At 64.2% G+C, this 20,192-nt stretch carries 14 protein-coding genes; 6 read left to right on the top strand and 8 right to left on the bottom strand.

Features of this window, described 5'->3' with window-relative positions; translation table 11 throughout:
- The 5 genes from ACH2CW_RS16035 to trxA all read right to left on the bottom strand — a co-directional run.
- Nucleotides 1-735: MATE family efflux transporter (locus tag ACH2CW_RS16035; protein WP_395059929.1), on the bottom strand; the 735-nt coding region annotated here is incomplete at its 3' end.
- Complete coding sequence (locus tag ACH2CW_RS16030) at nt 732-2,495, bottom strand: hypothetical protein (RefSeq protein WP_395059927.1); 1,764 nt, start codon at nt 2,493-2,495, stop codon at nt 732-734. The genes ACH2CW_RS16035 and ACH2CW_RS16030, both read right to left, overlap by 4 nt.
- 102 nt (nt 2,496-2,597) lie before the next feature.
- Nucleotides 2,598-2,882: a type B 50S ribosomal protein L31 gene (locus ACH2CW_RS16025; protein ID WP_395059925.1), complete on the bottom strand. Its 285-nt coding sequence runs from the start codon at nt 2,880-2,882 to the stop codon at nt 2,598-2,600.
- Nucleotides 2,883-3,147: 265 nt separating this feature from the next.
- Nucleotides 3,148-4,410 carry a transcription termination factor Rho gene (gene rho / locus ACH2CW_RS16020; RefSeq protein WP_077594161.1) on the bottom strand — a complete coding sequence of 421 codons (1,263 nt, stop codon included), beginning with the start codon at nt 4,408-4,410 and terminating at the stop codon, nt 3,148-3,150.
- A 227-nt stretch (nt 4,411-4,637) separates the two neighbouring features.
- Nucleotides 4,638-4,970 (bottom strand): thioredoxin TrxA, encoded by a 333-nt coding sequence (gene trxA / locus ACH2CW_RS16015; RefSeq protein ID WP_077594529.1) that lies wholly within the window; start codon nt 4,968-4,970, stop codon nt 4,638-4,640.
- 177 nt (nt 4,971-5,147) lie between these two features.
- On the opposite strand from trxA, the gene ACH2CW_RS16010 reads away from it, so the two are divergent.
- Entirely contained in the window at nt 5,148-7,601 is a 2,454-nt protein-coding gene (locus ACH2CW_RS16010; RefSeq protein WP_395059922.1) for a PD-(D/E)XK nuclease family protein, read from the top strand.
- Nucleotides 7,577-10,840 (top strand): UvrD-helicase domain-containing protein, encoded by a 3,264-nt coding sequence (locus ACH2CW_RS16005; RefSeq protein ID WP_395059920.1) that lies wholly within the window; start codon nt 7,577-7,579, stop codon nt 10,838-10,840. Before ACH2CW_RS16010 ends, ACH2CW_RS16005 begins: the two co-directional genes overlap by 25 nt.
- A 36-nt stretch (nt 10,841-10,876) precedes the next feature.
- On the opposite strand, the gene ACH2CW_RS16000 is transcribed toward ACH2CW_RS16005, so the two are convergent.
- From ACH2CW_RS16000 to ACH2CW_RS15990, 3 genes are all read right to left on the bottom strand, one after another.
- Nucleotides 10,877-12,292, bottom strand: coding sequence for an MmgE/PrpD family protein (locus ACH2CW_RS16000; protein ID WP_395059918.1), 1,416 nt, complete (start codon nt 12,290-12,292; stop codon nt 10,877-10,879).
- 57 nt (nt 12,293-12,349) lie between these two features.
- Nucleotides 12,350-13,333, bottom strand: a complete 984-nt coding sequence (locus tag ACH2CW_RS15995) for a Bug family tripartite tricarboxylate transporter substrate binding protein (RefSeq protein WP_395059916.1) — start codon at nt 13,331-13,333, stop codon at nt 12,350-12,352.
- 127 nt (nt 13,334-13,460) lie between these two features.
- Entirely contained in the window at nt 13,461-14,438 is a 978-nt protein-coding gene (locus ACH2CW_RS15990) for a LysR substrate-binding domain-containing protein (protein WP_395059914.1), read from the bottom strand.
- Between the two features lie 234 nt (nt 14,439-14,672).
- Here ACH2CW_RS15990 and ACH2CW_RS15985 point away from each other — a divergent pair, with 234 nt between their 5' ends.
- The 4 genes from ACH2CW_RS15985 to ACH2CW_RS15970 all read left to right on the top strand — a co-directional run bounded on the left by ACH2CW_RS15985 (nt 14,673) and on the right by ACH2CW_RS15970 (nt 20,020).
- Nucleotides 14,673-16,058 carry a TIGR03862 family flavoprotein gene (locus ACH2CW_RS15985; RefSeq protein ID WP_395059912.1) on the top strand — a complete coding sequence of 462 codons (1,386 nt, stop codon included), beginning with the start codon at nt 14,673-14,675 and terminating at the stop codon, nt 16,056-16,058.
- Between the two features lie 165 nt (nt 16,059-16,223).
- Nucleotides 16,224-18,383, top strand: coding sequence for an ATP-binding protein (locus tag ACH2CW_RS15980; protein WP_395059910.1), 2,160 nt, complete (start codon nt 16,224-16,226; stop codon nt 18,381-18,383).
- Nucleotides 18,373-18,843 (top strand): response regulator, encoded by a 471-nt coding sequence (locus tag ACH2CW_RS15975; RefSeq protein WP_395059908.1) that lies wholly within the window; start codon nt 18,373-18,375, stop codon nt 18,841-18,843. The genes ACH2CW_RS15980 and ACH2CW_RS15975 overlap by 11 nt, the downstream gene beginning before the upstream one ends.
- Complete coding sequence (locus ACH2CW_RS15970) at nt 18,833-20,020, top strand: response regulator (RefSeq protein ID WP_395059906.1); 1,188 nt, start codon at nt 18,833-18,835, stop codon at nt 20,018-20,020. The genes ACH2CW_RS15975 and ACH2CW_RS15970 overlap by 11 nt, the downstream gene beginning before the upstream one ends.
- Nucleotides 20,021-20,192 lie beyond the last annotated feature (172 nt).

The following is a 20,192-nucleotide window of genomic DNA, read 5'->3' as shown; positions in this document are numbered from 1 at the left end:
CAGGTAAGCCATGCCGCCCGGAATGCCGAGGCGCGCGAAGCCGCCAATTTGCCGCCAGTCGGGTTTCTCCATGGTTGCCCACAGAAGATAGGGGCGGTACAGGCCTTGGGTGCGCAGCATCAGCAGCGCAAAAAACATCAGTCCGAAGTTGACCACCAGCGTGGCCCAGGCGCAACCGACCACGCCCATGGGGTCCATACCGGCACCGCCGGCGACCAGCCAGATCGACAGCGGGATCTTGACAAGCAGCGCGCCCAGTTGCAGCCCGGTGATCAGCAGCGGATGGCCCAGCGACTGATTGAAGGTGCTGTAGATACGAAACAGCAAGGAAGGCAGCAAAGCCACAGCCAGGACGGCCAGATACTGTCTGACATCGTCCTGCATCGCCTCGGGCACCTGCGCCCAGCGCAGCAAGGGGCCGGGTGAAAGCAGTGCGGCGACACCTGCGAGCGTCAGCAGCACGCACAGGTAAAGGCTTTGTCTGAGAGAGGCCCCCAGAGTTTCCGGCTGCCGCGCGCCGTGAAGCTCGGCCCAGATCGGCAGCAGCGCCTGCACGATGCCGATCAGCCCCACATAAACACTGATGTAGATGGCCGAGCCAACCGACAGCGCTGCCAGCGCCTGATCGCTGTAGCGCCCCGCGATGACGGTATCGGCCACGCCAAAGGCCATGACGGCGAGCTGGCCGACTAGCACCGTGCCCGCGTGTTTGCTGATGAGCCGGAGTTCGCTCACGGCCCGCGGCGGGCCGGCGCCGGCGCGGACGACGGGGTGGCCGTGGTCAGGCTGACTCTTTTGTACAAAGCCACGTTTTCGTTTTTGTCGGTGGGTCGGCGCAGGGTGGCGAGGTAGGCCCACTCTGGCATGTCGACGGTGTCGCTGAGCGTGGTTTGTGCGTCGGCGTCCACCACCAGGTAGGGGCAGGCGGCCTTGGCACCGGCCTGGCGCAACTCTAGGTGTCCGTGGTACTGAAAGGCAGCGACCTGCGCGCTGTTCAGCCCGTGGACCTCGACGCAGGCTTGCGGGTTGACGCGGGCGGCGACCTGCCGCGACAGCGGTGCATAACTGCGCGCATAGTCCAGCAGCGGCAGCCACAGGGTCATCAGCAGCAGCCAGCACAGCGTGGCGCCGCCGGCTGGCAACACCATGGACTTCCAGATGGCGGCGCGTTGCCGGCCGGCGCGCCATTTGACCAGCCAGGCCCAGGCCAGCGTGGCCATCACCGCCGCCAGAAAGGCCAGCCAGGAAAAGCTGGGTTCGAACCCCGGCGCCAGCTTGGCGACATTGGCGGCGGGCTGCCGGGGCATGCCGGTCTGCATCGCGATCCAGATGATCCAGATGATGGCCGCGCAACCGGTGAAAAACAGCAGGGTGAACCAGTCGATCAGCGAGGCCACGCTGCGTTTGAGCGTGGGCAGCGCAAAGGCGGCCAGTGCTGCCAGCGGCGGCAGGCTCAGCAGCAGGCTGCGGTCCGATGCCGTGGTGGTCACGGTCGCGCCCAGGGCCACGGCGGCGAACCACAGCGGCAAGGCCACATGCCGGCTCGTCAACTGCCTGCGCCAGCGCCAGAGGGTCCAGGCCGCCAGAGGCCAGGCCGGCCAGGTGAACCAGATCAGCAGACGCGCCAGGCTGCGCCATTCCTTGCGGTCGGCCGGGTCGTCCAGGCCGGGGATTTCAATGCGCCAGCGCCACAGGTCCAGCGCCCATGACAACGCGGCCACCGCCAGGGTCAGCGCGCCTGTCAGCAGCACCCAGCGCCAGGCGTGTGTTTCGATTTTTTCGGGACGGGCGTTTTGCGTGCTGCCGAGCGCAAGCAGGGTGCTGCCGGCGCCCAGCAGCACGGCCACGGTGGGTGCGCCGCTCAGGGCCAGACCGGCCAGGCCCACGGCCAGACCGAGCGCGGGACCGATGATCTTGTAGGCGCTTCGGTAGGCGCTGGCCGCCATGGCGTAAAACACCAGCGCCATGAAGCCGAGCTGGGCCAGGGCCGGCGTGGTTTCGTGCGAAAGCTGGGCTAGTCCCAGGCTGGCAATCAGGGCGAGCAGGCCGGCATCGGCAATTGCGCGTGCGTAGTCCACCGGACTGGCTTCGCCGCCAAAGGCAAAAGCCACCGGTTGTGCCTGCGGGCTGCGGGCCAGGTAATAGACGGCGTACCAGGTGGAAATCAGTGTCAGCGCCAGCAGCAGACCGAAAGGGATGCGGGCCGCCAACGCCGGATCGAGAAAGGCAAAGGTTTTAATCGCCACGGCACCCAGCCAGTAGGGCGCAAGGGCTTCAAATTCGCCTGCTTGCCCCAGCAATTGCGGATTCAGCCAGGGGGTGTTGCCCGCTGCGAGTTCGCGCATGGTGCCGAAAGCCGCAATGTCGGCATTTTTCCAGGGACCACGGCCCAGGAAGCCGGGCAGGATGTAAGCGATGCAGAACAGCAGCAGGGCAAGCCGGGGCAGCCGGCGGACCGCAGACTGGGCAATGATGGCTGGCGAGGGCTTGTTCAAGGGAGATCAGGTGGTCGGGAGAAGGAATGCCCGATTTTGGGGCAAAAAAAAGCAGCCTGAGATTCAGGCTGCTTTTTTATGTGGCTGGTAAAGCTTGGCAGCTTACTCGGCAGCCGGTGCAGCAGCAGCGTCTTTGGCAGGGGTCTTGCCAAACCGGTTGCGGAACTTCTCGACGCGACCGCCCATGTTGTCCACGGATTTCTGCGTGCCGGTGTAGAAGGGATGCGACTCGCTGGAGGTATCGAGCTTGTACAGCGGCAATTCGCGCCCGTCTTCCATTTTCACCATTTCTTTGGTGTTGGCGCAGGAGCGGGTCACAAACTTGAAGTTGTTGGACATGTCCAGGAAACAAACTTCGCGGTAATTGGGGTGAATGCCTTCTTTCATGATCTTTCCTTGTTCGTTTCGGGAGCCACTCAGACCAGTTCTGGGCACTTTCCGTGAAGCCCTAGATTATAGCCTGCTTCGGGACTGGGGGCGAATTTACCAGCCGGGGCCGCGGCTCCGAGCCCGCTTGAGCGGGCTTGGACAGCCTCCAGAAGCGCTGCCTCTGGCAGCGCGGCGCCCTGCAAGGGCAGCGCGCCCTCGGGGGGCATCCCTCGACAAGCTCAGGACGAACGGGTTTGAAGTGAGCGAACGGGGGGCTCTATTTCTAGCCGCCGCGCCGCATCATGTCAAAGAACTCGTGGTTGTTCTTGGTGGCTTTCATGTTCTTGAGCATCAGCTCCATGGACTCGATTTCGTCCATGTTGTACATGAACTGGCGCAGAATCCGCGACTTTTGCAGAATTTCCGGGGCCAGCAGCAACTCTTCCTTGCGGGTGCCACTGCGGTTCAGGTGAATCGCCGGGAACACGCGTTTTTCATAGAGGCGGCGGTCCAGGTGGATCTCGCAGTTGCCGGTGCCTTTGAACTCTTCAAAAATCACCTCGTCCATGCGGCTACCGGTATCGACCAGCGCAGTGCCGATGATGGTCAGGCTGCCGCCCTCCTCAATCTTGCGTGCCGCGCCGAAGAAACGCTTGGGGCGCTGCAGCGCGTTGGCATCCACACCACCGGTCAGCACCTTGCCCGACGATGGCAACACGTTGTTGTAGGCACGGGCCAGGCGGGTGATCGAGTCCAGCAGGATCACGACGTCCTTGCCGAGTTCGACCAGGCGCTTGGCGCGCTCGATCACCATTTCGGCAACGTGCACGTGGCGCGCGGCAGGTTCGTCAAAGGTCGACGAGATGACTTCGCCGCGCACGCTGCGCTGCATCTCGGTCACCTCTTCAGGGCGCTCGTCGACCAGCAGCACCATCATGACCACCTCAGGGTAGTTGGCGGTGATCGCGTGGGCAATGTTCTGCATCATCACGGTCTTGCCGGACTTGGGCGGCGCTACCAGCAGGGCGCGCTGACCTTTGCCAATGGGGGCAATGATGTCGATGATCCGGCTGGTCAGGTTTTCTTCGCCCTTGATGTCGCGCTCGAGTTTGAACTGCTCGCGCGGGAACAGCGGCGTCAAATTCTCGAACATCACCTTGTGTTTGTTCGCTTCGGGCGCGCCGTCGTTGACCTTGTCAAGCTTGTTCAGCGCAAAGTAGCGCTCGCCATCCTTGGGGGTGCGCACTTCGCCTTCGATCATGTCGCCGGTGTGCAGGTTGAAGCGGCGGATCTGGCTCGGGCTGATGTAGATGTCGTCGGTCGACGCGGTGTAGCTGGAGTCTGGTGCCCGCAGGAAACCGAAGCCGTCCGGCAGCACTTCCAGCACGCCGTCAGCAACGATGGTTTCGCCGGTTTTGGAGCGTTTCTTGATGATCGCGAACATCAGTTCCTGCTTGCGCATGCGGCCGACGTTTTCGATTTCGAGTTCTTCGGCCTGCTTGAGGACTTCAGACACATGCAGTGCCTTGAGTTCGTTTAAGTGCATGGAATTACTCCTTGCGGAGTTCATTGATGGAAACGGGGGAGGTTTGAAAAGAAGCCGCTTCAGAGGGAAGGCTTACAAACCGGTAACTCGAACCAACCGGCAGCGGCCGGTCAGCGAATGAAGTCATTATGACAGGAAATTTGGGGAGATCGTTCGCGCGAAGGGCGGAGAAATAGCCGCACACCAAGGCCGGCGGCAGGACCGGGCTTGGTGGCAGCAGGGGCGGCTCAGGCCAGTTGCTGGTCGATGAAGGCGGTCAACTGGGCCTTGCTCATGGCGCCGACCTTGGTGGCAGCGAGCTGGCCATCCTTGAACAGCATCAGGGTCGGAATGCCGCGAATCCCGAACTTGGCGGGGATGTCGCGGTTTTCATCGACGTTCATCTTGGCGATCTGCAGGCGGCCGTCGTAACCGGTGGCCACTTCGTCAAGAATCGGGGCAATCATCTTGCAGGGACCGCACCACTCCGCCCAGTAGTCCACCAGCACGGGTTTGGAAGCCTGCAGCACATCGGCCTCGAAGGTGGCATCGGTGGTATGTTTGATCAGTTCGCTGGCCATGGCATGTCCTTTGGGGAGGGTTCAGGAAATTGTGTCGATAGAAGCTAAAGTTGAAGGCATTGTGGCAGAAACCAAGTCCCTCCGTTGCGCACCAAATCTCCCATCCCCGCTATCGACGTGATAGAAAAAATCCTGCCCGCGTCGCCTTGCCCGAATGGGCCATCCTGGGCACGCGTGATGGTTCAGCTGTCTTGTTTGCTGCGTGAACGCGGTGTCCACCCCGCACGGGCGGTGGTGCTGTTGCCCTACGCGCAGCTGATCCAGGAAGCACGGCGCGCCTGGGCTGAAGGCGCAGGCACCACCCATTTCGTGCCGCGTTTTGAAACCACCATGAACTGGGCCACGCGCCTGGGCGGTTTTGAGGCAGCGCCGGGCGATCTGCGCCAGGACCCCGCGCGCGACATCCTGACGGCCGCCTCGCTGCTGGCGCGCGCCGGGCTCGGCACGCAGCAGGAGGTGCTGGCCCCGCGCCTGGTTGAAGCGGCGGCCTCGCTGGCCCGGCTGGCGGCAGCGATAACGCCAGACAAACGGCCAGCCTGGGGTTCGCGCCTGGGCGCCTTGCTGATCGAGGGTCTGAATGCGCCGGTGCTGCAGCTCGAAGCAGCGCTGGGCCAGCTTGCGCTGGTCTGGGCGGCAACGTCCAGTTATCCATCAGATGTGTTGTTCTCCTCCCAGGCGGCCGAGGGGGTGGAGTTGCTGGTGGTGCTCGAAGGTTTTCAGAGCGAGCCGGTCACTGGCGCGCTGAAGGGGCACTTTGGGGAGCGGGCGGTCTCGATGTCGCTGGACCTGCCTGCGCAGCCGCATTTGCCTGCGCTCCATGCGGCGCCCGACTTTGAGGCCGAGGCGCAGCGCGCCGCCGCCTGCGTGCTGGCGCATCTGGCGCAGGGCCGCCGTCCGGTCGCGCTGGTGGCGCAGGACCGCGAACTGACGCGGCGGGTGCGCGCCATGCTGGGTGAGGCCGGCATCGCGCTGCGCGACGAAACCGGCTGGAAACTCTCCACCACCCGCGCCGCCGCAACGCTGATGGGCCTGCTGCGCGCAGCGGTCTGGAACACCGGCACCGACGCCGTGCTGGACTGGCTCAAAAATGCGCCGGCGTTCGAGGCGGCCGAGGTTGCCGTTGCCGAGAAAGAACTGCGCCGCAACGGAGTGCGTGAGTGGCGCTCCGTGGGCGCATCGCTGCCGGTTGCCGGCGTGCTGGCGGCCCGGCTGAACCTGCTGCGTGACGGCTTGCAGCGCCCGCGCGCGCTGGCCGCGTGGCTGCGCGACCTGCGCGCGGCGCTGCAGGCGTCGGGGCAGTGGGACGGGCTGCTGCGTGACGTGGCTGGCCAGGCCGTCCTCGAAGCGTTGCGCCTGCAGGAGGGCGCAGAGGCCGAGTTTGCCGATGCCGACGCGCGTATCGGTCTCGCCGGCTTCACCGCGTGGGTCAATCAGGCGCTGGAGGCGGAAAGCTTCAAGCCCGCGCATCCGGCCCAGGAGCAGGTGGTGATCCTGCCACTGAGCCAGTTGCTGGGCCGCAGTCTGCAGGCCGTGGTGCTGGCCGGCTGTGATGAGCAGCATTTGCCGGTATCGCCGGAGCCCTCGGGCAACTGGACGCCGCCGCAGCGCGAACTGCTGGGCCTGCCTTCGCGCGCGGACGAGGCCGGCGCGCAACGCGCCGCGTGGCGCCATGCCTTGCAGTTTGCGCACCTCGATGTGCTCTGGCGTGAAAGCTACAACGGCGAGCGCCTGATGCCCAGCGGTTTTGTGCAGGAGTTGCTACTGCAAAACCAGATCGAGTCGGCCCCAGACCCGCGCGTGCTGCGCCCGCTGCCGCTCTTGCCGACCCCACGCCCGCTGCCGAGCGGCGAAGCCCTGCCGGTCAAACGCCTGTCGGCCAGCGCGTACGAAGATTTGCGGCGCTGCCCTTACCGCTTTTTTGCGCTGCGCCAGTTGCGCCTGCAGGAGGCCGACGAGCTGGACACCGAACTCGGCAAACGCGACTTCGGCAACTGGCTGCACACCCTGCTGAAAATTTTCCACGAATCGCTGCGGGCGGAACCATTGCCCGACCTGGCCGCGCGCGAAGTGCTGATCAACGGTGCTGCGGAGCAGGCAGCGCGCGCGCTGGGACTGAGCGAGAGTGAATTTCTGCCGTTTGCCGCGAGCTGGCCGCGCGTGCGTGAGGGCTACCTGGCCTGGCTGGCAGAACACGAGGCCGCCGGCGCGGTGTTCCAGGCGGCCGAGGTCGAAAGGCAAACCCCGCTGGGCGACCTGACCCTGATCGGCACCATTGACCGCATTGACCGGCTGGCCGACGGCAGCGCGCTGGTGCTCGACTACAAGACCGAAAACCGCGCCATCACGGCCGAGCGCCTCAAGCAGCCGCAGGAAGACACGCAACTCGCGTTTTACGCGGGGCTGGTGGAGGATGACACCTTGGCGGCCGCTTATGTGAACTTGGGCGAGAAGGAGGCCACACGCTCTTACGAGCAGCCCGAGATCGTGGCCCTGCGCGACGAGCTGCTTGACAGCATCCTCACCGACATGGCGCGGGTGGCGCGCGGCACGCCGCTGCCGGCGCTGGGGGAAGGCAAGGCTTGTGAGTATTGCTCCGCAAGAGGCTTGTGCCGGAAAGACTTCTGGTCGTGAAAGCCGCTTACGAACACAACGGCCAGCCGGTATCGGCCGAGGCTTTTTATGCGATTGCCTGCGACCCGCGCCGCAGCGTCGCGGTCGAGGCCTGCGCCGGCGCGGGCAAGACCTGGATGCTGGTGTCGCGCATCGTGCGGGCGCTGCTGGAAGGCGCGCAGCCGCAGGAGATCCTGGCCATCACCTTCACCAAACGCGCGGCCGGCGAGATGCGTGAGCGCCTGCATGAGTGGCTGGAGCAGTTTGCCCATGCCGACGACGCGACCCTGATGCGGGAACTCGCGATACGCGGTTTTGCGTATAAAAACGGCCCGCAGCCCATGTCGGATGGACCTGAGCTGCTATCAAATTTATACCAGCGTATTCTGGACACCGGCCGCGCCGTGCAGATCCGCACCTTCCACAGCTGGTTTGCCGCCTTGTTGCGCAGCGCGCCGCTGGCCTTGTTGCAACAGCAGGGCCTGCCACTCAACTACGAGTTGCTGGAAGACGACGCGCCGGCCCGCGCGCTGGTCTGGCGGCGTTTTTATGCCGCACTGGTGAACCAGCCCGAGCTCAAGGCCGACTTCGAAGCCGTGGTGCAAACCTATGGTCGCTTCCAGGCCGACAAGGCGCTGCAGGCCGCCCTCGACAAACGCACCGAGTTCGCGCTGGCCGACGCCACCGGCGTGGTCGACAGCTCGGTCAGACATTTCACGGTGCAGTTCACCGAGTTCGGCGGGCTTGACGAGCCGGAAGAGCTGCTGACCAGCAACCGCTACCACCGCCAGACCTTGCGTGACGCTGCGGTGGCGCTGGCGCGCGCGAGTGCACCGACCTTTGCGGCCAAGGGCGTGGAGCTGGAGCAGGCGCTGACCGGCGGCGACATGCAGGCCGCGTTCACCGCGCTGCTGACCGAGAAGGGCGCGCCCCGCAAGTTTGGCGAAAAAATCATCGGCATCGAGCAGGTACGGGTGGCGCAGGAGCTGGTGCTGCGCGTGCTGGCCGCGCGCCAGCAGCACGACGCCTGGCTGTATCAGCAGCGTATGGCGCGGCTGGCGCGGCTGCTGATCGCCGAGTTCAGTACGCTCAAGCAGGAGCGTGGCTGGGTCGACATGAACGACATCGAAACCGCCGCGTTGACCCTGCTGGGCGACGAGCTGCTGTCGGGTTGGGTGCAGCAGCGGCTTGATGCGCGCATCCGGCATTTGCTGATCGACGAGTTCCAGGACACGAATCCGCTGCAGTGGCAGGCGCTGTGGTCCTGGCTCAGCGCGTATGGGGGCGCGGGAGGCGGCGCGGGCGCAGCGCCCAGCGTGTTCATCGTCGGCGACCCGAAACAGAGCATCTACCGTTTCCGGCGCGCCGAGCCGCAGGTGTTCAAGGCGGCGCAGCAGTTTGTGCGCCAGGGTCTGGGCGGCGAACTGCTCAGTTGCGACCACACGCGGCGCAATGCGCAGGGTGTGATCCGCACCGTGAACGCGGTCATGGGGGCAGCGCGAGACGCTGACGGCTACGAAGGATTCCGTGAACACACGAGTGAGTCGCCAGTAGCCGGCGCGGTCGCCCGCTTGCCGGCAATTCCGCGCAGCAAGGAAGACGAAGCCGCGCCGACCGAGCTCGGCGGCTGGCGCGACAGCCTGACCACGCCGCGCGAGATTCCGGAGGAGACTTTGCGCGCGCTGGAGGCCCGGCAGGCCGCCGCCTGGATATCGCAACAGATCGCCAGTGGCCTGAAACCGGAAGACGTGATGGTGTTGTCACGCAAACGTGCAGGTCTGCTGCCGCTGCAGGACGAACTGCGTGCGCTGCACATCCCGGCGGTGGTCGGCGAAAAAACTGCGCTCATCGATTGCTGCGAGGTGCAGGACATCGTTGCGCTGCTCGATGTGCTGGTGTCAACGCAGCACGACTTGTCGATGGCACGCGCGCTGAAGTCGCCGTTGTTTGGCCTGGGTGACGATGCGCTGGTACGGATTGCGCTGCAGCGCGCCGCCACGGGTGGGTCCTGGTTCGAGATGCTACAAAAAGAGGAGCTGCTTGCGCCCGGTTTGCAAGGGCTGGCGGCCACTTTGATGCAATACAAAGGCTGGCTGGATGCCTGGCCGCCGCATGACGCGCTGCAGGCGATTTACTACCACGGCGATGTGTTGGCCAAATTTGCCGCCGCCGCGCCCGATGCGCAGCGCGCCAGTGTGCTGGCCAATCTGCGCGCCTTGCTGGCTGTCGCATTGCAGCTCGACGGCGGGCGATATGCCACGCCTTATGCCTTTGTACGCGCGCTCAAGGCCGGCGGCCAGCTCGCGCCGGCCACCGTCAGCGACGAGGCGGTGCGCCTGCTGACCATCCACGGCGCCAAGGGCCTGGAGGCTGAGGCCGTGCTGCTGCTCGACACCGACACGCTGGCGCGCAACGCCGACAGCATGGGCGTGCTGGTCGACTGGCCAGGCGAGGAGGTGGCGCCGAAAAAATTCGTCTTCCTGGTCAGCGAGACGCGCCCCCCCGCCTGCGCGGTCGACACCCTGGCCGAGGAGCAGGCGGCGCGCCGCCGCGAGGAGCTCAACGCCCTGTATGTGGCGTTGACCCGTGCGCGCCACACGCTGGTGCTGTCGTCGATCACGCCGCACCGCGAAACCACTGACAGCTGGTGGCGCCGGCTGGACCGGCTGCTCGATGAAGTTCCAGTTCCGCCGGCTCAGGCGCTCCAGGGCGCGACTGCGCGCGCTTTGGATTATTTGCTGGAATTGCCTGTAGCCCCTGTCCAGCCTGCTTCTACAGCTATCGAAGTTGTAGCAGATGCAGATAGCGACGTGGCCCGCATCGGCAAGGCCATGCACCGGCTGCTGGAGTGGGGATCGCTGGCGGCGCCGCAGTTGCGGGCGGTGGCGCGCGAGTTCCGGTTGAGTCCGGCCCAGGGCCAGCAAGCGGCTGAACGCGCGCGCAGCATCCTGGCGGGTGCCGGCGCCTGGGCTTGGGACCCGGACGTGCTGGCCTGGCAGGGCAACGAGGTCGAGCTGTTTCATGACGGCCAGACCTTCCGGCTGGACCGGCTGGTGCAGCGCCGCGACGCCGGGCATAAGGGCCATTGGTGGGTGCTGGACTACAAGTCGCATGCTGCGCCGCATCACGTCCCGGACCTGCGCAAACAGATGCAGGCTTATGGTGCGGCGGTGCAGGCCCTGTATCCGGATGAAGTGGTTCGCACAGCGTTTCTGACGCCGGACGGCGCTTTGATCGAGGTGATGGATGCCCAGGCGTGAGCATCGCGGCGGATGCCCGCGCAGGCCGCCCGCCGCTCAGGCCGCCACTGAAGCGGCCCGACTCGCCATGGCAGGCAAGGCGGAGGTGCTCGCGCGGCACAGATCCCGCACCGATGGCTGATCGGCCATAACGCGGCACATTGCGAGCAGCCGGGTGCTGCGCTCAGCGCCCAATATCGGAGTCACCTGCGCATGAAACTTCGCAGCCAGGCGCTGGTCGGACAGCGGGCGTTCACGGCTGCCGATGGCATGCTCGACGAAAACCTCCAGGCGCCGTCCGTCCTTGCAGTGCACCGTGATGCCGGCGGCTGCTTCGTGAACGGCGGAGTCCACGGTGGCCGTGACCTTGTGACGTAGGGCCACGATATCGGCGCGCCTGACGATGTCGTCGGAAAACTCGGCTTCGCCTCCGGCGCCCAGCGCGAGGCCCACGGCGCACCCGTGATAAATGCTGAACTTGCCCTCCAGGCCGTTGGAGGGCGCGGATTTGCCAGTCAACTCCAGAACCAGCGGATGTACCCTGAGCTCCACCCGCGCAATCTCGTCCGGCGTCAGTCCCCCTTCAAACAGCTGCACGCAACCGTCGATGGCAGGGTGGATCACCACACCGCAGGCAAAAGGTTTGTAGGTGTTGGCGGAAATTTCAAAGTGGGCACCGAGGCCGTCGATCATTCGCTCCCAGTGCGGCGTGGGGGTGAGCACCTGAAGGTAGCCGCGCGGCGCCTCCAGGGCTTTGGCCGAGGCGGTGTAGCCATGGCGTGCCATGACCGCTGCGTTCAGGCCGGCACGTGCGGCAGCGCCAGGGTGAAAGGATTTGGCCATCGTGCCGAACTGTTCGCGCACGCCGATGGGTTGTGAGGCTGCCAGCCCCAGCGCCATCGCACAGCGCCTGGTATCGAGCTTGAGCAGGCGCGCGCACGCGGCGGCAGCGCCCAGCGCGCCGGTGGAACCGGTGATGTGCCAGCCCTGGTCGTAGTGCCCCGGGTACAAGCCGATACCGACGCGACACGCAACGTCGATGCCCAGCACCAGTGCGTCGATCAGTTCCCGTCCGCTGGCATGGGTTTTTTCAGCCAGCGCCAGGGCGGCTGAAGCCACCGGCCCGGCGGGATGGATCAATGTCTTCCAGTGGGTATCGTCGAAATCAAACAGGTGCGAGGAAATGCCGTTGAGCAGCGCGGCGCTGCCCATGTCCACGCGTTCGTTGCGCCCCAGCACAGTGGCCTGCGCAGAAGGTTCGAATTCGCGGACGCTGGCCAACGCCGCATCGACCGCGGCATGTGTGGAGGCACCAATGGCGCAGCCCAGCCAGTTCAGGAAAGTGCGGTGCGCCTCTTGCTCGATCGCATCGCTCCAGCCGCGAGACGGGTGGGTGGCGACAAACGTGGCCAGCAACTCGGTCACAGCCGGGGGCGACGCGGGCAGCGCGGCAGTAAGAGGGGCGAGTGTCATGGGTGCAGCATGGCAGGAGGTTAGTAGGCATGAAGCGGGCGCGTGTGGCGCGACGCTTCAATCCATCGTGAGCTTTCTGGATTTCACCAGCTGGACCCACTGCGCCGAGTCGGTTTTGACATACTGGCCGAACTGGTCCGGTGTCATGAGCATCAGGTTGATGGCTTCATGGGAAAGCTTCTCACTGAGATCGGGTGCGGAGAGTTGCCGGTTGATTTCTTCATTGAGGCGCTGGACCACCGCCGGGGGCATGTTGGCCGGCCCGTGCACGCCGTACCACTGCACGCTGTCAAAACCCTTCACGCCCAGCTCCGCCAGGCTTGGGACATCTGGAAGCGCCGGGTGCCGCCTGGCGCTGGTGACAGCCAGTGCGCGGATACGCTTGTTGCGGATATGCGGCATGGCGGTAGAAAGGCTGGGCAGGCCGGCCTCTATCTGGCCGCCCAGCAGGTCCGCCATCATCGGGCTGCCGCCGCGATAGGGCACGTGAACCATGAAGGTCCGCGTGGCTTCCTTGAACTGCTCCATCGCAAGGTGCGTCAGGGTACCCTGTCCGGCAGAGCCGTAGCTGTATTTGGATGGGTTGGCCTTGAGCAGGGCGACCAGCTCGACAACGTTGTTGGCACCCATGGCCGGGTTGACGACCAGGACGTTGGGGGTGCCGCCTATCATCGCCACCGGCGTGAAGTCCCTGGCTGCATCGTAGGGCAGCTTGCGGACCGCCGGGTTGGTGCTGTGAGTCGCCGAGTAGCTGAGCATCAGGGTGTGGCCATCGGGATTGGCACGCGCTGTGGTTTGCGTGGCGATCACGCCGCCGCCGCCACTGATGTTGTCCACCACAAAGGTCTGGCCCAACGCCTTGCCCAGCCGGTCGCCCAGAGTTCGCGCCAGCATGTCGGCGGAGCCCCCGGGGGCGACCGGGACAATGAAGCGGATCGGTTTGGCAGGCCAATCGGCCTGGGCGCGGGCCAGTTGCGGCAGGGCGGCGCAGGCCAGCGCTGCGCCCAGGGACTGCAGCCCTTGTCGTCGGTTGAATGTCATGATGTCTCCTCGGTGGCTGGATGGCAGGAAAGCCGGCCGCGACGCTGGCTGTGCTAGTACCAGGCCACTATATAAGTGCGAGCGCTCGGGAGCCAATGATGAATAGTGATGCGGCCATCTGGAAAACTCATTGCCCGGAGCGGGTCGCTGCCAGCGGGCGGCCAACGGCCGCATCGGGCGCCTGCCATATCCCCGTCCGGATGACGTCCTGCACCACGCGCCTGACCAGCGAACAGACCGCGCTGGCCGCATTGGTCAATGGCATGCTGCTGGAGACGCACAGCAGCAAGTCGCGCTGTATCGGCAGGTCCCGGATACGTTGCACGCGCAGCTTGCCGTCGGCCTGCGCCTCGTGGAACGAACCCCAGGGCAGCAGCGTGGCCCCCACGCCCTTGACCGCCGCCTCCGCCAGCCGCGCTGCCGAGCCGAGTTCCGCCAGCGGCGTTATCCCCAGGCCTTTTTCCAGCAGGGCCTTGTCCAGCAGGTCGCGCAGGCCATTGCCTCGCTCGGGCAGCAGCAGCGGGATGTTGCGCAGCTCGGCGAGGTCGATGTCACCCACTTCGTTGAGCCCGCCTGCTTTCGCATGGCCTTGTGCGCTGCTGATCAGAAACAGCTCTTCGGTCGCCAGCCGTTCGACTTTCAGCCCGTGGACGGGTTGTCCCGAGAACTGGATCACCATGTCGACGCTGGCATTGGTCACGGCCTGGTGCAACTGCCGGCTCATGCCCTCCATGATGTGCAGCGCGATGCCGGGATAGTGCGTCAGGCAAGCCTCCAGCAGCGGCAGCGAGAGCTGCGCCGCGGTGGTGTTGGGCAGTCCGATAGACACCGGCCCGCCCGGACGGCCTTCGCCTTCCCGCACTTGCGCCTTGACGTGTTCGACCTGGCGCAGCAGGTGCTGGGCCTGTTGGTAAAACAACTGTCCAGCCGCTGTCAGCGTGATGCCGCGCGGGCTGCGCACCAGCAATTGCACGTCCAGTTCGGCCTCCAGTGCGGCGATTTGCTGCGACAGGGCAGACTGGACCACATGCGCCTGCTCCGCCGCCTTCGAGAAGCTGCCCGAGTCGCTGATCGCAATAAAATATTTGAGCTGCCGTAGTTCCACAGTGCATCACCATGTCGAATCCTGCCGGCCTCACTCTAACCCAGCCGATCCGTGGCGTTCTGCAGTGACGTCATGTCATGGACCGACCGCTAGCGCCTAAAATCGAAGCTGCATTCAATGCGCTGAACCTGGCCGTCTCCATCGGCGCCGCTGGGGACGGCCTTCCCGGCGCAGTACCCAACTGTCCGCCAGCCTGCAACCGCAGCAGCTGTTTTTTCTACGAACGGAATCCCCTTGACTTCTCTTGTCTCCCCCCCTACCGGTGGACTTAGGCGCATCGCCATCATCGGCGGCGGCCCGGCCGGCCTGATGGCGGCTGAGGTGCTGTCCGGCGCCGGCGCGGCGCTGGAAGTGCAGCTGTTCGACGCCATGCCCTCGGTGGGGCGCAAGTTTCTGCTGGCGGGAAAAGGCGGCTTGAATCTGACCCATTCCGAAGCTGCCGCGCCGTTCCTGAGTCGCTATGGGGAGCGCAGCGGGCAACTTGAGCCGCTGATCGCCGCCTTCGGCCCGGACCCGCTGCGCGCCTGGGCACAGGGCCTGGGCGTGGAAACCTTCGTTGGCAGCTCGGGTCGCGTGTTTCCCAAAGACATGAAAGCCGCACCCCTGCTGCGCGCCTGGCTGCAGCGCCTGCGCAGCGCCGGCGTGAAGTTTGCGATGCGCCACCGCTGGCTGGGCTGGGCCGGTGACGGCGCCTTGAGATTTGAAACACCAACGGGTGAGACGCGCTTTCAGGCGGACGCCGTGGTGCTGGCTTTGGGTGGCGGCAGTTGGGCGCGGCTGGGCTCGGACGGCGCCTGGGTGCCGCTGCTGGCGGAGCGCGGCGTGGCCGTGGCGCCGCTGCAACCCTCGAACTGCGGCTTTGATGTGGGTCCGCAGGCGCATGCGCTGGCGGCGGCCGAACAGGGCGAAACCCGGCGCGAGTTTTTCAAGGAACTGGTCGGCTCGGGGCCGTCGCAGCAACCGGGCTGGACTGCACATTTCGCCAGCCGCTTCGCCGGCCAGCCCTTCAAGTCGGTCGCCATCAGTTTCACCGATTCGCAGGGCCGCAGTTTTAGCCGCAAGGGCGAGTTTGTCGCCACCGCCACTGGCGTTGAAGGCAGCCTGATTTATGCGGCGTCTGCCTTGCTGCGTGATGAAATCGCTGCCCACGGCAGCGCCACCTTCACACTGGATCTGCTGCCGGACAAGTCGTTTGAACAGGTGCTGGTCGAGGTGCGCCATCCGCGCGGCTCGCGCTCGCTGTCCAGTCACCTGAAAAGCCGCTTGAGCATCGAAGGCATCAAGGCCGCGATCCTGCATGAGCTCATCGGCAAGGGCGCGATGAACGACCCGGTGCAACTGGCCCGTGCCATCAAGGCGCTGCCGGTTCGCCTGGTGGCCGCGCGTCCCATCGACGAGGCCATCAGCACAGCGGGCGGTGTGCGCTTTGACGCAGTGGATGCACAACTGAAACTCACGGCCCTGGCAGGGGTACCGGTGTTTTGCGCCGGCGAGATGCTGGACTGGGAAGCCCCGACCGGAGGCTATTTGCTCAGCGCCTGTTTCGCCAGTGGGTATGCGGCCGGCCGGGGAGTGTCAGCTCATTTGGGCCTGCCCCGTCCGGGCGCAGGCAGCCCCTGAGTCCGAGACTTGGTTTGCTGCGTTCAACCTTTGGCCGACCCACCGCAGTGGGTTTGCTGCAATGTGTGTAAAAAAATCACACAATGTAAGTAAATGTTTATATTGTGCTTCGGTTCATGAGTAATTAGGAGAAACTGTAGTACTTTTGTTTTTATTGGATTTTTCTTGAAATCCAACAATGTCTCATCGATCCGCTCACGCCTTGTCCTGCTGACAGTTGTATGCATGGTGCCGGCTTTCCTGATGGTTGCACTTGTGCTGGGCTACAACTACGGCCAGCAACGCGATGAGTTGATCCGGGAGTCGATTTTCAGCGTACGGACTCTGACCCGGCTGATCGACCGGGATCTGGCGCTGGTGCAGGTGTCCTTGAATGTGCTTGCCGCCTCGCCTTCGTTGAAGGCGCGTGACCATGCGGCCTTTCAGCAGCAGGCACACGAGGTGCTCAAGCGCGGGTTTATCAACAACATCGCCCTGATTGATGCCACAGGCCAGCAACTCGTGAACACCGCCATTCCTTTCGGCGAGGCCTTGCCAAAAACCGGGGTGATGAGCCAGGTCCAGCGCGTGCTGCAGAGCGGTCAGCCCGAGATCTCGGGCCTGGTCACGGGAGCCGTGCTCAAGCGGCCACTGATCAGCGTCCTCGTGCCGGTGTTTTCGGGTGAGCGCGCGACGCACGCCCTGTCCGGCGTCATTTTGCCTGGGCACTTCGGAAAGTTGCTGGAAAGCTACGGCCTGCCAGCGGACCGGATCAGCGTGGTGTTTGACCCCTCCGACACGGTGGTGGCGCGCTCCCATGCCCCGGAACTTTTTGTTGGTAAACAGGTTGCGCCCGGCCTGAGCGAGCGGCTCAAACAGGTGAGTGAGGGGGCGTTTGAACTGGTGACGCTGGAGGGCATTCAGGTGCTCAGTGCCTTCTCGCGCTCACCGGTGACGGGCTGGGGTGCGGCGATTGGTATTCCGCTGGATTCACTGACGCAGGATCTGCGCCAGGCCATGGTCATGCTGCTTGCCGTCGTGGTGCTGCTGATCGGTTTCGGCGTGGGGGGCTCCTGGTGGATGAGTGGGCGCATCGCACGGTCCGTGCGGGCGTTGCAGGCGCCTGCCCGGCAGCTCGGTCGGGGTGAAATCGTCGAGGTTTTCCCCCTCGATATTCTCGAAGCCAACGAGGTGGCGGAAGAGTTGAGCAGGGCCTCCTTGCTGCAGCAGTCGACACGCAGCGCGCTGGCAGACAATGAAGAGCGCCTGCGCAGCATCGTCGAGTCGGCCATGGACGCGATTGTGGCGGTGGATGCCCGTCACGTCATATTGATGTTTAACGCCGCAGCCGAAACCATGTTTGGCTGCCCGGCCAGCCAGGCCATTGGCATGCCTCTCATGCGGTTCATCCCGAAACGGTTCCATGCGCGCAATGCCGAAGTTCTCCAGCGCCAGGAACGGCGCCAGAAGCGGGATCAGGCAGGTGCTGCGGACGGGTTGTCGGGGGTCACGGTCTGCCTGCGAATGGGCGGTGAGGAGTTTCCTGCAGAAGTGTCTTTCTCAAGCGTGCGCAAGTCCGGCCATCTGCTGCATACCCTGATCATCCGCGACGTTACCCGCCGTGTGAAGGCATACAAGGCGCTGGAGCGCAGCCATCTGGACCTGCAGCAATTTGCCTATGTCGCGTCCCACGACCTGAAAACGCCTTTGCGTTCCATCGGCGGATTTGTGCAATTGCTGGAGCGCAACCACGCCGACCAGCTCGATGACAAAGCCCTCTCGCTGATTCACCGGACCACGGCCGCCGTGCGGCGCATGGAGCAGCTCACGGAGGACCTGCTGTCTTATTCCAGGCTGGAAAGCGAAGGCCGGCAGTTTGAGCAGGTGGACATGGCGATTGTGGCGCAGGGCGTCGTCCAGATGTTGGCTCCCGCCATTGAGCGCGCCGCTGCAGTGGTCACGGTGCACGCGCTCCCTGTCGTCCATGGCGACAGAACGCAACTGGCGCAATTGCTGTTGCACCTGGTGGGCAATGGCATCAAATACTGCCGTGATCGGGCGCCGCAGATTGAGCTCAGTGCGGTGCACCATGGCCAGGAATGGGTTTTTTCCGTGAAGGACAATGGCATCGGAATTGCCGCGCGCCACCATGAAAAAGTATTCGAGGTGTTCAAGCGTTTGCACACCCAGACCGAATATCCCGGCGCCGGTATTGGGCTGGCAATCTGCCGGCGGGTTGTCGAAGGCCATGAGGGCCGCATCTGGATCCACGCCCACGAGGGCCCCGGAACGGTTTTCAGCTTTACACTTCCCGATAAACCACCTGACACCTCCCATGAAGCTTGAGCCTGTTGCCAACACCCGCGCCGCAGAAATCCTGTTGGTGGACGACAACGACGACGATGTGTACCTGACCCGTGAAGCCTTCGGCGCGAGCAAGCTGCGTGTCAATCTGCAGCATGTGAACAACGGGGAAAAATGCCTGCAATACCTGCGTCGGCAAGGCGTGTACGCCGACGCCCGGGTGCCCGATCTGATTCTGTTGGATTTGCACATGCCGGTGATGGATGGTTTTGAGGTGCTGGCTGAAATTGTCAAGGACGACAAACTCCGGCATTTTCCGGTGGTGGTGCTGACCACCTCGTATGAGGCCGCCGACATCCGGAAGATGTATGCACTGCGCTGCAGCTCCTACATCGCCAAGCCGGTGGATTTTGGAAACTTTGTCAGCATGATTGCGCAACTCGCCGACTACTGGCTGGCCATGGTGCTGGTGCCTGGAGGCGGTGACACCCGTGAATCCTGATTCTTCAAAAACCTACAAAACTGGCGATGATCTTGATCTGCCGGTTGCTGTGCCGCAGATTCTGGTGATCGAGGACGACCCGACGCAGCGGCTGCTCACCTGCGCCGTGCTGCGTAGCGCCGGCTACAGGGTGGCCGAAGCGGCGGACGGCCCTGAAGGCGTGGCGATGGCCTTGCGGCAGCCACCCGATCTGATTGTTTGCGACGTGATGATGCCTGGCTTGAATGGCTATCAGTTGGTGGAGATGCTGAAATTGGACGAAGCCTTTTCGACCATTCCGGTGATTTTTCTGACGGCCCTGGCCGAGCGTTCGCACATGCGGGCTGGCATGACGGCAGGTGCTGACGACTACCTGCACAAACCGTTCAGGGCGCTTGAGTTGAGGTCGTCCGTCGAAGCGCTGTTGGCCAAGCGGAAGCAGCAGCGGGAACTGTTTTCGCGCGGCAGCAAGACCGCCTTGGTTGCGGCGCTGCAGGCGCAAAAAGAGACGCTGGCCGGCCGTTATGAAACCCGTCTTGCTCAGGAGCTCAATGAACGCTGGATGGATCAAGACCAAGCTGGGGCCGGGCGCGAGGTGAGTTACGCCCGCGCCACGGTGCTGACGGTCAATCTGTTTGAGACATCCCTGCGTCAAGAGGCGCCCACCCAAAGGCTGCGCGACCTTGCTCAGCGTGTCTATCAGGCGGCAAGTGACTCGCTGTATCTTTTTGGTGCCCGCTATCTGGTGGCAGCGGGTGATGATTTGCTCGCGGTTTTCCCGGAGCCGGCTGAGCCCGATGCGGGGAAAACCCGCTTGCTCGCGCTTCGCGCAGCTTTTGGAATGCAGAAGTCGGTGCAGGTGGCCTTTGGTTTGGTGCAAAGCCAGTCTGAAGACGGCCTCTTCACCCTGCCGTCCCTGACCATCGCCTTGCACACGGGGCCGTTGGCCCTGATACGGCTTGAAGATCCCTTACATGGCAGCCCGCCTCTGACCCTCGCAACCGGGTCTGCGGTCAGAACGGTCAAAGATCTTGGCAAACACGCCCAGGCACAAGGTTGGCATGTCAGTTGTTCGACTGGGATGCTGTCGGGTATTGCGCACGGAGTGGTCATGGGAAAAAAAGCCCGTTTGACCGGAGATCAGGCCCCCCAGGGGTTGGAGGTTACCGAACTTCAGGCGATGGCCTCCGCGCCCTGAGGTGCAAAAACCGGCTCTTGTCTCATTTTGAGAAAAAAACCTGACTCTCTGGCGTGTACGAGCGTGTTTCGTCGCGGACCACCTACCATGAAAAAGTTTCTCTAGTGTGAGCCTGCTGTGGGCGCTCTGACAGTACACATAACAAGACAGGGGGAGAAATTTGAAGCCCGAG

This window comes from Polaromonas sp. (assembly GCF_043778355.1).
Lineage (GTDB): Bacteria > Pseudomonadota > Gammaproteobacteria > Burkholderiales > Burkholderiaceae_C > Polaromonas.
The sequence above is the reverse complement of the archived record's forward strand: the minus strand, read 5'-3'. Positions and strand labels throughout refer to the sequence as shown.